This is a genomic window from Hymenobacter sp. ISL-91 (assembly GCF_018613725.1).
Taxonomy (GTDB): domain Bacteria; phylum Bacteroidota; class Bacteroidia; order Cytophagales; family Hymenobacteraceae; genus Hymenobacter.
In genome coordinates, this window is the sequence record NZ_JAGGPS010000040.1 from 1 (window position 1) to 13,905 (window position 13,905).

At 61.1% G+C, this 13,905-nt stretch carries 13 protein-coding genes, 1 tRNA gene and 1 riboswitch; of the genes, 3 read left to right on the plus strand and 11 right to left on the minus strand.

The features are described 5' to 3' along the window. From J7E24_RS15440 to J7E24_RS15460, 5 genes are all read right to left on the minus strand, one after another. Window positions 1–901, minus strand: a 901-nt coding sequence (locus J7E24_RS15440; protein ID WP_215139027.1) for an aldehyde dehydrogenase family protein, incomplete at its 3' end; no start/stop codon positions are given. 131 nt (window positions 902–1,032) lie between these two features. Continuing rightward, a complete protein-coding gene (locus tag J7E24_RS15445) occupies window positions 1,033–1,266 on the minus strand; it encodes a DUF2905 domain-containing protein (protein WP_215139028.1) in 234 nt (77 codons plus the stop codon). A gap of 11 nt (window positions 1,267–1,277) precedes the next feature. After that, the gene (locus J7E24_RS15450; protein WP_215139029.1) at window positions 1,278–2,216 is read right to left on the minus strand and encodes a hypothetical protein; all 939 of its coding nucleotides are present in this window, start codon (window positions 2,214–2,216) and stop codon (window positions 1,278–1,280) included. 10 nt (window positions 2,217–2,226) lie between these two features. Then, a complete protein-coding gene (locus tag J7E24_RS15455) occupies window positions 2,227–4,785 on the minus strand; it encodes a type IA DNA topoisomerase (RefSeq protein WP_215139030.1) in 2,559 nt (852 codons plus the stop codon). A gap of 183 nt (window positions 4,786–4,968) precedes the next feature. Then, window positions 4,969–5,044, minus strand: a tRNA-Lys gene (locus J7E24_RS15460). Between the two features lie 80 nt (window positions 5,045–5,124). Between J7E24_RS15460 and J7E24_RS15465 the strand changes: the two genes are divergently transcribed. Both J7E24_RS15465 and J7E24_RS15470 read left to right on the plus strand, forming a co-directional pair. After that, window positions 5,125–5,841 carry an SH3 domain-containing protein gene (locus tag J7E24_RS15465; RefSeq protein ID WP_215139031.1) on the plus strand — a complete coding sequence of 239 codons (717 nt, stop codon included), beginning with the start codon at window positions 5,125–5,127 and terminating at the stop codon, window positions 5,839–5,841. A gap of 244 nt (window positions 5,842–6,085) precedes the next feature. Then, a complete protein-coding gene (locus J7E24_RS15470) occupies window positions 6,086–6,511 on the plus strand; it encodes a DUF4890 domain-containing protein (protein ID WP_215139032.1) in 426 nt (141 codons plus the stop codon). 139 nt (window positions 6,512–6,650) lie between these two features. Here J7E24_RS15470 and J7E24_RS15475 read toward each other — a convergent pair whose 3' ends face one another. From J7E24_RS15475 to J7E24_RS15490, 4 genes are all read right to left on the minus strand, one after another. Continuing rightward, a complete protein-coding gene (locus tag J7E24_RS15475) occupies window positions 6,651–8,117 on the minus strand; it encodes an amino acid permease (RefSeq protein WP_215139033.1) in 1,467 nt (488 codons plus the stop codon). A 456-nt stretch (window positions 8,118–8,573) separates the two neighbouring features. Further along, window positions 8,574–8,666: riboswitch (SAM riboswitch) on the minus strand. A gap of 234 nt (window positions 8,667–8,900) precedes the next feature. Beyond that, window positions 8,901–9,662 (minus strand): EcsC family protein, encoded by a 762-nt coding sequence (locus J7E24_RS15480; protein ID WP_215139034.1) that lies wholly within the window; start codon window positions 9,660–9,662, stop codon window positions 8,901–8,903. 3 nt (window positions 9,663–9,665) lie between these two features. Next, a complete protein-coding gene (locus J7E24_RS15485; RefSeq protein WP_215139035.1) occupies window positions 9,666–10,193 on the minus strand; it encodes a hypothetical protein in 528 nt (175 codons plus the stop codon). Window positions 10,194–10,198: 5 nt separating this feature from the next. Next, window positions 10,199–11,215 carry a Gfo/Idh/MocA family protein gene (locus J7E24_RS15490; protein WP_215139036.1) on the minus strand — a complete coding sequence of 339 codons (1,017 nt, stop codon included), beginning with the start codon at window positions 11,213–11,215 and terminating at the stop codon, window positions 10,199–10,201. A gap of 131 nt (window positions 11,216–11,346) precedes the next feature. Here J7E24_RS15490 and J7E24_RS15495 point away from each other — a divergent pair, with 131 nt between their 5' ends. Continuing rightward, window positions 11,347–12,060, plus strand: coding sequence for a M48 family metallopeptidase (locus J7E24_RS15495; RefSeq protein WP_215139037.1), 714 nt, complete (start codon window positions 11,347–11,349; stop codon window positions 12,058–12,060). Window positions 12,061–12,090: 30 nt separating this feature from the next. Here J7E24_RS15495 and J7E24_RS15500 read toward each other — a convergent pair whose 3' ends face one another. Both J7E24_RS15500 and J7E24_RS15505 read right to left on the minus strand, forming a co-directional pair. Then, window positions 12,091–12,687, minus strand: a complete 597-nt coding sequence (locus J7E24_RS15500) for a carboxymuconolactone decarboxylase family protein (RefSeq protein ID WP_215139038.1) — start codon at window positions 12,685–12,687, stop codon at window positions 12,091–12,093. A gap of 168 nt (window positions 12,688–12,855) precedes the next feature. Beyond that, window positions 12,856–13,887: a catalase family peroxidase gene (locus J7E24_RS15505; RefSeq protein ID WP_215139039.1), complete on the minus strand. Its 1,032-nt coding sequence runs from the start codon at window positions 13,885–13,887 to the stop codon at window positions 12,856–12,858. Between the last annotated feature and the right edge of the window lie 18 nt (window positions 13,888–13,905).

The window sequence follows — 13,905 nt, forward strand, 5'->3', positions numbered from 1 at the left end:
CCACCACGAAGCGCACGTAGGCCGTGCAGCGCTGCTTGCCGTAGTCGTAGCCTTTCTTGAGTTGCTGGGCCATAGCGTCCCAGTCGGAGTAGTCCCAGATGCCGTAGGTGTTCACGCCTTCCATTTCCAGCATGTAGCGCTTGTCGTGCTGGGCCAGCGCGTCGGCGATGTTGCGGCCGTTGTAGCGCCCGCCCACGAAGCTGAGGCAGTCCACGGCCGCGTTCTTCACTAGTACGTCGCTCAGCTCACCGCCCGAGCCGCTCACCAGCGTCACCGGCAGGCCGCAGCGGCGGGCCACGGCAAAGGTCAGGCTCAGGGAGATAAAGCCGCCGGCGGTGGGCGTTTTGGCAATCACGGCGTTGCCGCACAGCGCCTGCACCAGCACCGCGTGCAGCAGCACCGACATGGGGTAGTTCCAGGAAGCAATGTTGCTGACCAGGCCCAGCGGGGTGCGCTTGCCGAGCATGTCCTCGATGTTGTCCACGTACCACTGCACCCCGTCGATGGCGCGGTCGATGTCGGTGAAGCCCAGCTTATAGGTTTTGCCGATTTCCCACATCAGCAGCTTGCCCACCAGCTCGGTGTGGGGCAGCAGCTGGCTCAGGCAGTCCTGCACCCGGCGCTTGCGCTCGTCCAGGTCGGTGGCGGCCCAGGCGGCGGCTTCGGCTTTGGCGGCGCGCACGGCACGCAGGGCGGTGGCCGCATCGAGCATCGGCAGGCGGCCGATAACGCGGCCATCAATGGGCGAGACGAAGTCGCGGGGCTGGCCCGGCTCCTGCCAGCGGCCTTCGAGCAGGTTGAGGTAGCCGGTGCCATCGGGGGCGAAGATTTCGGGGGCGGCGGCTTTGGTGAGGGCCACCAGGTAGTCGAGTTCGACCTGGGGAGAAACGATTTTGGGCATAATAGCGGCAGGCGTTAGGTTGGATAGGGCCATCGAACAGACCCTGGCAGCGGGGCGTCAAGGCACGCGCTTCGGGCAGCTTGCCCGGCTCTGTTTACGCAAACACTTACCGATGCGCCGCCCCGATTTTCTTACCCGCCCAGCCGCCGCCACAGCGCCAGCAGCAAACTCAGCACGGCGCTGATGAGCAGCAGCGACACCCACGGCACGTACAGCCGGAAGCCCGGCCGCTCCACCCGCACATCGCCCGGCAGCCGCCCAAACCAGCTAAACCACCCCGAGCCGCCACCCAGCCACAGCAGCGCCCCCAGCACCATCAGGCCCAGGCCGAGCAGGAAAAGGGTTTTACCGAGTTGGGGAGACATAGGAAGTGGACTTATTTTTTAGCTGGCACCCAATTCTGCGTCTTGCGTGACGACTCCAGTAGTGTATACAAACGAGTCAGACCGAATGAGCCTATTCCCCCTTTATCTTCAACTTGCAAGCGACGTCCGTCTGCGTACACTACACGCAAAGAAATATAAGGCACATGATTGTAACCAATGCGATACTCACGGCTTAGCTTGTCCGGTTGCAAATAGTTTAATAGCTCTAATAATTGCTGCTGGGCGTTGTTGGTGAGTTTGGCGGTTAGGTCTTCACACTTTTTTTCGGATTCATCCAGCACCGGATATTCACAGGAGTGGTAGGCAATAGTATCCTGAGAATCCATTCGTATTTCTACTTCCTCAACATCATGATACGCAAAGTGGGATGTGTAAAACAGGCTATCCAGCCGGGTGCTTGTAGGAGCTGGATTATACTCAACAAGGCCTCCAAAACGATACGTTAGCAAAAAATTCTGCCGTTCACTCTCATCCAGCGGCTCTATCACCAGGAAAGGTTTGTCGTAATCAGCATAGGAAATCAGCGGCTGTTCACCTTGATATATGATGCGTGCTACCGGGCAGTACCGGTAGAACTGGCGGCCAAAATCTTCCAGCACCAGACTATCGCCCATATCAAGCACACAGATAACCTTGCTTTCCTCATCATAATGAGTGCCTGTGATGAGCAGGTCTGTCAGGCCGTTGCCATCAACATCTGCCTTTTCCCAGGCTTTAATCTTTTCCTGCTGATATAGCCGTTGTACTCGCTTGTCTTCAAATCGAAGCCGGGAATTCACGACGAAATTCTTGTAGTAATCATCTAATGACCGTACCATCTGCTGCACTGCGGCATCCGAGGTCAGCTTGGCTAGCTTGCCCTGCGTTTGAGCAGCAGCAGCCAAGCTTGATAACAGCAAGAGTATAAATATGCTATAGGCTTTCAGCATGACATAGGGATTATCGTTTATTATCAAACACCGGTTCAATGCGCCCCTCGGCCCCGATTTGCAGCACGGCTTCGTAGCGGTTGCCGGTTTTGCCGGACACGAAGCCGCGGATGACGCCGGTTTTACCCTTGCGCAGCAACTGGTTCATCTGGGTGTCGGTGAGGGTTTTGCCGCCCCAGGCGAAGGGCACCCGGAACTGGCAGTCCTCGCGGAAGCGGGAGCAGCCCCAGGCGCTACTGCCGCGCAGCATCTGGCCCAGCCGGCACACCGGGCAGGGTATCTGGCCGGGGTCGGTGGCGGTGGTGGGCTTGCTTTCGGCGGCGCGGACCAGCTCCAGGGTGCGGGCGGGCGTGAGCATAACGGCCGCGTCAAACTTGTTGCCGTCGTCGTCCAGAAAGCCCTTCATCACCTGGGTGCGGCCCTTTTTGAGCAGGTCGCCGGCCTGTTTGTCGGTGATTTTCTTGCCCTCAAACTCGGTCGGCAGCCGGAACTGGCAGCCCTCCTTCCAGCGCGAGCAGCCAAAGGCCGACTTGCCCCGCAGCACATGGCCGCTGCCGCAGGCCGGGCAAGTTCCAAGTGCTCCGGGCATGGCTGGGGTAGCTGCCGCTTTGGGGGCTGGTGCCGCAGTTTTGCCGGCCGTGGCTCCCGCTTTGCTCGCCGGCCCCGAGCCGGCCGGTGGGGCCGTGGTGCTGATGGCGCGGCCCGAGCCGTCCTGCTTTACCTCCTGCACCATCTCGCGCACCAGCTGCTTGAGCTCGCCCAGAAACTGCTCCTGATCCAGTTCGCCGCCTTCAATCTGGCGCAGCTTTTTCTCCCATTGCCCCGTCAGCTCGGCCGATTTGAGGGTAGGGTTGCGGATCAGACCAATCAGCTCGACACCGGTGGGCGTGGGCACGATTTTCTTTTTGTCGCGGATGATGTAGCCGCGCTTGAACAGGGTTTCGATGATGGCGGCGCGGGTAGAGGGGCGGCCGATGCCGTTTTCCTTCATGGCCAGCCGCAGCTCGTCGTCGTCCACGTTGCGGCCGGCCGTTTCCATGCCCCGCAGCAGCATGGCCTCGGTGTAGTCGCGCGGGGCCTGGGTTTGCTTGGCATCGAGCCGGGGCTGGTGCGGGCCGGATTCGTCCTTCACGAAGGCCGGCAGCACGGTGCCCACCACGTCGTCATCGTCGCTGCTGCTACTGCTGCGCCGTTCGTTGGCCACCGTCTGCTTCTCCGGGTCGCCGTAGACAACTCGCCAGCCGGGGCTGAGAATCTGCCGGCCCCGGACCCGGAACGTGAGGCCCGCCACGTCGGCCGTCACGGTCGTGTTCGACACTTCGCAATCGGGGTAGAAGGCGGCCAGGAAGCGGCGCACGATGATGTCGTACACCCGCTGCTCGTTGCCGCCCAGGCCGTTCGCGCTGGCCCCGGTCGGGATGATGGCGTGGTGGTCGGTGACTTTGTTGTTGTTGAATACCTTGGCGCTCTTGCGGATTTTGGCCGCCAGCAACGGGGCCGTGAGGGCCGCATAGCCGCCCAGTCCGCGCAGAATACCGGCAATTTTGGGGTACTGGTCGTCGGGCAGAAACGTGGTGTCCACGCGGGGGTAGCTCACCACTTTCTTCTCATACAGGCCCTGCACCGTCTTGAGCGTGTCCTCGGCCGACAGGCCCAGCTGGTTGTTGCACTGCACCTGCAACGAGGTCAGGTCGAACAGCGCGGGCGGGCTCTCCAGACCTTTTTTGATGATGACGTCGCGCACCGTCAGGGGCTGGCCGGTTACCTGCGCCAGCGCGGCGTCGGCCTCCTGCTGGGTTACGAAGTAGCCGCGGGCCTTGAGGCGGGCTTTCTCGTCGGGCTCGTCGTCGTCCTTGCCTGCCTTCACCACGGCCACGTGGCTGAACATGGTGCTGCGGTACTCGGCCCGCAGCACCCAGTAGGGCTCGGGTTTGAAGTTCCGGATTTCGTGAAAACGGTCGACCAGCAGGGCCAGCGTGGGGGTTTGCACCCGTCCGATGCTGAGCACCTGGCGCTGGCCGGGCGCGTACTTGAGCGTGAACAGTCGGGTGGCGTTCAGCCCCAGCAGCCAGTCGCCCACCGCCCGGCTCTTGCCGGCCTGGTAAAGCGAGTCGAACTCCGAGCCCTCGCGCAGGTTTTGAAAACCCTGGCGGATGGCTTCTTCGGTGAGCGAGGAAATCCAGAGGCGCTTGGTGGGCTTGCGGTACTTGGCCTCCATCAACACCCAGCGCTGAATCACCTCCCCTTCCTGGCCCGCGTCGCCGCAGTTCACTACCTCGTCGGCGGCGGCCAGCAGCCGCTTGATTACCGCAAACTGACGCACTACGCCGTCGTCGCGCAGCATGAGCTTGATGCCGAACTGCTCGGGCACCATGGGCAAATCGTGGATGCTCCAGCGCTTCCATTCGGGGCGGTAATCCTCGGGCTCGCGCAGCTGGCAGAAGTGGCCGAACGTCCAGGTTACCTGGTAGCCGTTGCCCTCGTAGTAGCCGTCCATCCGGCGGTCGGCACCGAGTACATGGGCAATTTCGCGGGCTACGCTGGGCTTTTCGGCAATGCAGACAATCATCGCGGGTTTTGCGGATTTTAGGCGCTGATTACGCTGATTCGGTCGTCAGCGCGGAATCAACAAATATAACGCGCTAAAAGGTCGGTTGTGCTGCCGGGCCGGGTAGATGCTATTAGGCCGGCAGGACTTGCTGCCAAATCCTTGAAAAGAAAAAACCCTCCCTACGAAGCGTAGGAAGGGTTTTGGTGATCCCGCTGGGATTCGAACCCAGGACCCATACATTAAAAGTGTATTGCTCTACCAGCTGAGCTACAGAATCAGTTTCTTTGCACTGACAACCGGCCCTTGTGGCTGATTGTGGCACAAAAGTAGAGTCCTGGATTTAACTGTGCAACTGTTTTGCTCAAAAAAGCCCCCCTTTTTTTCCTGCTTCTGCTGAGTTTCGCCCAACCAATTCAGGCCCAAAATGTTAGTCCGGCGCTTCAGAAAGCCGATTCGCTGTACGAGGCCGGCCAGGTGGCGCGGGCTTACCCCTGGTACCGGCAGGCCCGCAACCACGACGGCCTGCAGTCGGGCCGGCAGGCGCTGCGCATGGCCTACACTCAGGAGGCGCTGGGCCACTACCCGGCTGCCCTATACTACCTGAGCGTGTCGCAGGGCCTGGAGCCGCGCTACGCTACCTGGCAGAAAATGGTGAGCCTGGCCCAGGAGCACCGCCTGACGGGCTACCCCGACACCTGGCGGCAAAACCTGTTTATCGCGCTGCAACGCTATTACTACCGCCTGCTGCAGGGGCTGCTGGTGCTGGCGGTGCTAGGTGGGGCGGCCCTGCTGCTGCGCCGCCGTACTGCCGACCGGGCCTGGTGGGCCGTTTATGGCACGTATCTGCTGAGCGTGGGATTGGTGCTGAACGTGCTGGCCCCTGGCCGGGTGGGGCTGGTGGCCCGCGCCCGCGCCCCCCTTATGGCCGGCCCCAGCGCCGGCGCCGCCTGGCTAACCACCGCTGCCGCCGGCGACCGGTTTGAAGTGCTAGGCCGGCAGGACGTGTGGTACCGGGTGCGCTGGCAGGACCGGGAGGCTTACATTCGTCGCCGCAATCTGCTGTTGGTGGAGTAGCAAGTTCAGTATATTGCCTGCCCCGTAAAAAATTTAAACATCTATCAGGCAATTATTTAACATCGTCGATAGAAAACAGAATCAAAGGTTTAACAGGAAAATATAAATTTTTTAAAGGCCGTTTTTGGCCTGCACCGACGCAAAGTGGCACCGGAGTTGCAATTGTTCTATCAGAAGCCCGCAGCCGGATTGGCTGGCTGCCGGACACCCTTTCTGTAAACAATACTTTCCCCTTACATACGCCATGAAAAAGCTCCTCATCCTCCTTGCTGCCTTCTCGATTTCGGCTGCCGCTTCGGCCCAGACTACTCCGGTAAAAACTATCCGTGGCCAATACCAGAAAAGCCAGAAGCAAGACCTGACTCCTGAGCAACGCGCCGACCGCGCCGCGCAGAAACTCACCAAAAGCCTTAACCTCTCGGCTGCCCAAAGCCAGCAGGTACGCCAACTGCACCTGGGCCGCATCCAGCAGCAGCAGGCCTACAAGGGCCAGGCCGGCACAGTTGCCAAAGCCGATAGAAAAGCCCGGCACCAGGCCATGAAGGGGCAGCGGGCGCAGTACGACGCCCAGCTCAAGCAAATCCTGAGCGCCGACCAGTACACCAAGTACGCGCAGATGCAGGCTGACAAAAAGGCCAGGCACCAGGCCAAGCGCCAGAACAAGGGCTAATCAAGCCCATCTTATCAACTACAACAGCCATGGGGCCCCGACGACTAGTCGTCGGGACCCCATGGCTGTTGTGCCTACGCCACCCCCTACTGCCACCCTCTACCGTCTGCATGGCAGTGCCTACCGGCGGGCGCTGGAGCTACAGTGCTTGCTGAGCGGCATCGGCCCGGGCCTGCTGGCCCAGCTTGCTGTGCTTGCGGCCGTAGCCGTAGTAGATGGCCAGCCCGAGAGCCAGCCAGGCGGCCAGCCGCAGCCAGGTTTCCCAGGGCAGCGACAACATCATCACTACGCAGGTAAGGATGCCCAGAATGGGCACCAGCGGCACCCACGGCGTGCGGAAAGGCCGAGCTGCGTTGGGCTCGCGCTTGCGCATGATGAGCACGCCCGCACACACCATCACGAAGGCCAGCAGCGTGCCGATGCTCGTCATTTCGCCGACCACCGAGATGGGCACGAACCCCGCGAACAGGGCAATGAACAGGCCCAGCAGCAGGTTGGACTGCAGAGGCGTGCGAAACCGCTCGTTGATGCGGGCAAATACCGGGGGCAGCAGCCCATCTTTGGCCATGCTGAAAAATACCCGGCTCTGACCCAGCAAATCCACCAGAATAACGGAGGTGTAGCCGATAATGATGGCCAGGATAACGGCCCCCGACAGCCAGGCGTAGGGCGTTTTTTCGATGGCAATGGCCACCGGGGCGGCGCTGTTTTTGAACTCGGTGTAGTTGGCCAGCCCTGTCATTACGTAGCCGAAGAGCACGAACAGCACGGTGCAGACCGCCAGCGAGCCAAGAATGCCGATGGGCAGGTTGCGCTGCGGGTTCTTGGTTTCCTGGGCCATGGTGGCCACGATATCGAAGCCGATGAATACGAAAAACACCACGCCGGCCCCGCGCAACACCCCACTCCAGCCAAACTCGCCGAACGTGCCGGTGTTGGCCGGGATATAGGGCTGATAGTTGGCGGGGTCGATATACTGCCAGCCCAGACCGATGAATACCAGCACCACGGCCACCTTCAGGGTAACGACCAGCGCATTGAACCACGCCGAGCCGGCCGTACCCCGGATGATGATGAGCGTAATGGCCAGCACGATGAGCATGGCCGGCACGTTCACCAGCCCGTGCACCTCGGCCCCACCGGCCAGTGTGGCCGTTTCGAACGGCGACATGACCAGCTGCGGGGGCAGGTGGATACCATATTTGCCCAGAAAATTGAGCAGGTACTGCGACCAGCTGATGGCCACCGTCGCCGCGCCCACCGAGTATTCGAGTACTAAGTCCCAGCCGATAATCCAGGCAAACAGCTCGCCCATGGTGGCGTAGGCGTAGGTGTAGGCTGAGCCCGAGACGGGTACCATTGAGGCAAACTCGGCGTAGCACAGGGCCGAAAACGCGCAGCCCACGGCCGCCACGATAAACGAGAGCGTGATGGCCGGACCGGCGTTGTTGGCGGCCGCAATGCCGGTGAGCGAGAACAGGCCGGCCCCGATAATTACGCCAACGCCGATAGCAATGAGATTGAAGCCGTTGAGGCTTCGTTTGAGGGTGTTGCTGCCCGTTTCGGCCGCTTCCTGCCGTAGCAGTTCCAATGATTTCTTAAGCATACAAAAAAGAAGAACCGTAGCCGCTGGTCGCGGTGCCTGTTCGGGTGAAAGTAAATCGGACCAGTGGTGGCCCGCTGTCTTGTTCAATAGGGCCGGCAGACGGCCAGCCAGCCAAGTCCGGGAAGCGCCCAGATGCTCACCGCTCCGGCAGGCACAGCGCGCGGGCAGCAGGACAGAACCACGGAGTCAAGCAGCCCAACTTCAGCAGCCTCCACCAGGGAAACAGCTATGACTGCCGGCTTAAGCACTCTGGCAAGAAGGAAGTGCAGGAGCCGACGGCGCGGCGAGAAACGGGTGGGCGCTTACCCGGCAGGCCAAACGGCCCGCAACCGGTACTTAGCTCCGGCAACAACAGCCCCAACAACGCCCGCCGGGCCGGTGCCGGAGCACGACGGACGCGACGAGGAAGGTGGCAGAAGAAAGCAGGGCGGTGCAGGAGGCGTCCACGGTAACTTGTTTTTATATGGTCAGGACTTGGCACCGTGCCCGCGGTTGCGGATGGTTGCCGACGCTTCATCGAGCCTGTCTCTCAGCGCCTCTTTATAAAAACAATCCTTCGGGGAAGAAAGAATTGATGCGGTAAAGGTAAATCCGGATTGCTGCCCCGGCAACCAGCTGCCCATTCGTCCTATCTTTTCAGCACCCATTAACCGCTCGGAACCATCATAAACGACGCTTAAAAAACGTCATGCAGCGCACTGTCTTTCAAGCCGATGCCCAGCAAAAAAACACCCTGACAGCTACCGTCAGGGTGTTTTGATTTTCTTCTCTGGCCGGCTGCGGTTACTCGGGCAACAAGGCGGGCGAAGTATCCGACGGCGGTTCGGGCGCTTCGGCAAACCAGCGCAGACGGTAGGCCATAATGGCCGTTTCGCCGAGCTGGGCCAGCAGGCGGTAGTTGGCCACGGCCCCCACGGCCGCGCCCACCACGGGCAGCAGCTGGGCCATTTTGGCCAAGTCGATGTAGTCGCGGTACTCCTGCTGAAACTGGCGCCAATCGAAGGTTTCAGCGGTGGCTGTGGCCCCCGTGGCGGGCCACTCGGCCAGCTGGCGGTAGGTTTCGCGGCGGGTGTGCTGGCTGCTGAAAGCCAGTTGGAAAATGTGCAGCAGATAGAGCCGCTCGGACAGCTGGCGCACATCGTGGCCGTAAAGCGCAGCAATATCAAACAGCAGCTTGAGCTTGATGCCGAGCAGCAACGGGAAATCGGCCAGGCCCAGCAGGAAGCCGGCGGCCCCGGTGGCGCCGCCCTCCACGGCCGCCGCGTTGCGGTAGCTGCGGATGCGGGCCCGCACCTGCGCCTCGCGCTCGGCCAGCGTGCCCACCTGCACCGGCTGGCGGGTGGTATGCTGCGAGCCGAACAGCACGCCTTCCACCATTTTCTGGATGGTGGCCGTAAGGACGCGGTGCAGCTTTTCGGGCAGCATGGCATTGAGTCGGGCCTGCAGCTGGCGCGTGAAACGGTTGAGCAGCGTGGGCTTCTGCCGCATCCGCTGCTGCCAGTCGCGCAGGTCGTTCAGAGCTTGCTGGTCGTAGGGGTCTATCACGCTTTATGTGCCGTTACAGCTATCAAGGGCACTATCCTCACTATCCACCGCTAATTGCAACGAGAGGACGTAATCGGTTGCCAAACCGATAGTTCTTATTGAGGAGTATTTTATATTGACTTCCTGCAGCCATGCAGCTTTAACACTTATCAGTTGACATCGGAAAGATTTATGGTTCACTTGGGTAATCTGACCAATGAAATTCACGGAATCATCGTGGAGAGTGAACTGCACTAATTTCTCTTGTTGCTGTAATTGAGTGAAAAGATTTGGCGTTGAATTAAGGTCGAATTGCTGCGTGTTCTCGAACGGCACCATTTTGAGCCGTAATATTTTCTCGACAAACTCATCCTCATCTCTGCGCGTCTTTTTTACTATGTGTTTCTGATTAATTAACAGCATGCCGTCAACTACATAGTCCACTGGAATGCTACGCAGTAGCTCCCATTTCTCCCCAATAGCCAATATGATACCTCTTAATCCTGATTGTCCTCTGACTTTCACCGTTGCCACTTGCTGTAGGTATTGCATATAGCTCACTTCAGCGCGTAAATCCGCTCAATCATCTCCACCACTTTCAAGCCTTCCAGCGCATTAGTCGTGGCCACGCCGCGCTGCCGGATGGTTTCTACCACGTTATCGATGACGTGGACGTGGTTGGCGGCCGAGCCCTGGTAAGGGCCGTACTGGTTAGCGGGGTTGGTGGGCGGCAGCGCGGGCAACGTGTAGTCCTGCAGGTGGCAGTACTCCACCTTATCCATGTACTGGCCGCCCAGGCGCAGGCTGCCGCGCTCGGCCACCACCGTAAGGGAGCTTTCCAAGTTCCGGTCCCAGACGGCGGTGCTGTACTGGAGCGTGCCGCTGCCGCCGCGCACCAGGTCAAACGTTACCAGGCCCGAGTCCTCGAATTCGGTGAGGTGCTCGTGGGTGAAGTCGCGGAAGCGGGCCGCGAGGTTGGTGATGTCGCCGAACACCCAGTAGAGCAGATCCACGAAGTGGCTGAACTGGGTGAAGAGCGTGCCGCCGTCGGCGGCGCGGGTGCCGTGCCAGCTACCGGGCGTGTAGTACCGCTCGTCGCGGTTCCAGAAGCAGTTGAGCTGCACCAGAAACACGCGGCCCAGCCGGCCCTCGTCTACCACCTGCTTCAGCCAGGCGGCGGGCGGCGAGTAGCGGTTCTGCATCACCCCAAACACGAAACGGCCGGTTTGCAGGGCCGTGTGCACGATGTCTTCGGCATCGGACTTATGCAGGGCCAGCGGTTTTTCGACCACCACATGCAGGCCCGCCCGCAGGCCCCGAACGGCCTGTTGGGCGTGCAGGCCGTTGGGCGTGGCCACCGTCAGCACATCGGCGGCGGGGCCTTGGCTCAGGTAGTCGTCGAGGGAGGCAAAGAACGGGACGCCGGGGAAGTCGGCGGCCAGCACCGGGGCCAGCTCGGGCCGGATATCGACCAGCGCCACCAGCTGGGCCTCGGGGTGAGCGGCCACCAGCGCGGCATGGCGGCGGCCAATGTGGCCCACCCCGCAGATAACAAAACGAACGGCTGATTCCATAGTGAGCTGCAAGCTTCAGGCCGCAAGCTTCTGTAGGAGCCGCAAGCTTCAGGCCGCAAGCTACAAGCTTCGGGCAATAAGCCCCCACTTATAGCTTGCCGCTTGTAGCTTGCGGCCTGAAGCTTTCAAATATGGAAATTGCCGGCCTTGAAATTGACCTCGTGCGCCAGCGCATGCGCAGCCTGCGCCTAACGGTGTACGCCGGGGGGCGTATTCGGGTAGCGGTACCGCTGCAAACGCCTGTTACGGTAATTGCGGAGTTTGTGCGTGCCCGCCGGGGCTGGATTGAGCAGCAGCAGCAGCGGTTTGCAGCCCGCGAGCCGGCCCCGCAGCGCCGCTACGAATCGGGCGAAACAGTACCTTACCTGGGCCAGTACTACGAGCTGCTGATAGTGCCGGCCGCGGGCCGCGCGGGCGTGGCGCTGCTACCTGAGGCCCGCCAGATACGCCTGTCCGTGCCCGAAGGTAGCACGGTGGCCCAGCGTGAAGCCGTGCTGGCGGCTTGGTACCGGCAGCAAATGAAGCAGGTGCTGCCCGCGCTTTTTGCCCGCTGGGAGCCGGTGGTGGGCCGGGCAGCGGCGGCCTGGGGCATCAAGCAGATGCGCACCCGCTGGGGCACCTGCAACATCGGGGCCCGCCGCGTCTGGCTCAACCTGGAGCTTATCAAGCGGCCCCTGCCCTGCCTCGAATACGTGCTGGTACACGAACTGACCCACCTGCACGAACGCCTGCACAATGCCCGTTTCTGGGGCCTGATGGACCAATTCATGCCCGATTGGCGTATGCACCGCGCCGAGTTGAACCGGGTGCTGCTGGCCCCCGGCGCCGCACCCGATGCCGACTAAGCCGCCTTGCTACCGCTTGCCAACACAGCCTCAGGCATGCTTGCCACGGCTCCAGCCCCGGCCGGCAAGGTGCTGCTGCCCGGCAGCCACGGCGCCCTCCTCCAGATGAGTGCCCATCGAGTCGTTCCAGCGGTTGAGGTAGCCGAACAGGCTGATGACGCCCAGCAGCTCCACTATTTCGCCTTCTGTCCAGTGCTGGTGCAGGTTGGTGCTAATGGCTTCGTTTACGGCGTTGGGCACGGCCGAGGCGGCCACGGCAAAGTCGAGTGCCGCCCGCTCGGGGGCCGAAAACGCCGGATGCGTGGCGTACTCCCAGATGTGGGCCAGCTGCTGCTGCTCGGCTCCGTAGCGTTCGGCGGCTAGTATGGTGTGCGCTTGGCAGTACTGGCACCCGGCGGCTTGGCTGCTTACGTAGCCAACCAGGCGTTTCAGGGCGCTGGTTACCCGGCCCTGGTTGGCCATCACGGCTTTATTGAGCTGAATGAAAGCCGTAGCAATGGCCGGGCGGTGCTGCATGGTCAGCACGCTGTTGGGGCAGAATCCCAGGGTTTCGTTGAAGAAAGCTGCCAGCTCCGCTACTTCGGGGTTGGCATCGGGGACAAGCGGGGTTACGAGCGGGGCAGCCATAGGCGAAGCAGTTGAGGAAAGGAAGTCAGAAGCGGCCTGTAGTTCGTGTTCAGGCTAGCACGCACCGGCGGCTCGAAAACCCAGCCAACCAGCCGGCCGGAAAGCGTTCAGACAAGCAAACAATACAAGTTGCCAGCCCAGAGAACCTGCCGGCAAAAAGATGCCCGCCTACTGGCGCTGGCCCACCGATATAGGGTAAGAGCGCGCCCGATCCAGCAGCATCTGGTCGGCAATGCTCACACCATCAAGTACGTTGTTGGGATTAAAGAACAGCGCTTTGTCTTCGGCCTCTGTGTTCTGCGCCAGTGTATCAATAGTCAGGGTACCCAGCAGCATGCGCTGGCGCGAGTCGGGCCAGGTTATAGAGGGGTCCTGTACAGCGTCGTTTGGCTCCGCCATCTGAGCATAAAGCTGAAAAGAAATCGGCTCGCGGGCCACGCGCTGCTTGATTTCCATTTGCAGGTAGTTGGCTCCTGCCGCTTGCGCCTGCTCACTGGTCATGTTTTGCTCGCCGGCCATTGGCACCAACTGATAGCGAATAAACCGCTCCTCGCCGGCCTGGTTGGTCATCTTAAAAGAATTCACCCCGAAGAAGGGCAGCGTGGCCCAGCTGGTCGAAAACGGCTTTTTCGCTTCGACGAATGCCTTGGCAGCCGGATGCGCAGCCAGGTATTGCTCAAGCGGCGTGGGCTTGGGGGCCTCAGGACCACTGGCCGCCACGGCCGCCAGAAACACGCGAAACTCGTCGGTAGTTGCTACCGGAAAGCCATTTACGCTGTGGGCAATGATGTCGGTCACCTTATGGTTGGGCAGCAGAAACTTCACGGCCATTCCCCGGGGCTTCGAGTCGTCCTCGGTGTCCGGAATGTCGGGAATGCCCGTGAAGTCGGAAAAGCGCACAACAACTGGTAGCTTGTCGCCCTGCAGGTGCGCAGCCCGCGACAGGTTTTTCGCTTCGGGCGCAGCCACAAAGTGGCCAGTGAGAATGATGCCCTTGGCATGCACGGCCCGGGCGTGGTGCTTGCCGAAGGTCGAGTGCATCATCTCCACCATTTCTGTGGGGCTGATTTTGGTGTCCGAGGTTACGCCTGCCTTGCCCTCCTGGGCCAGGGCTTGCTGCGCACTTGCGGCGGCGGCTAGTGCGGGGGTCAGGCCGGCGGCCGGCTGGGGGCTGCCAGCGGGGGTATTTTCGTTGTTCATAAGCGAATATTGAAAGGG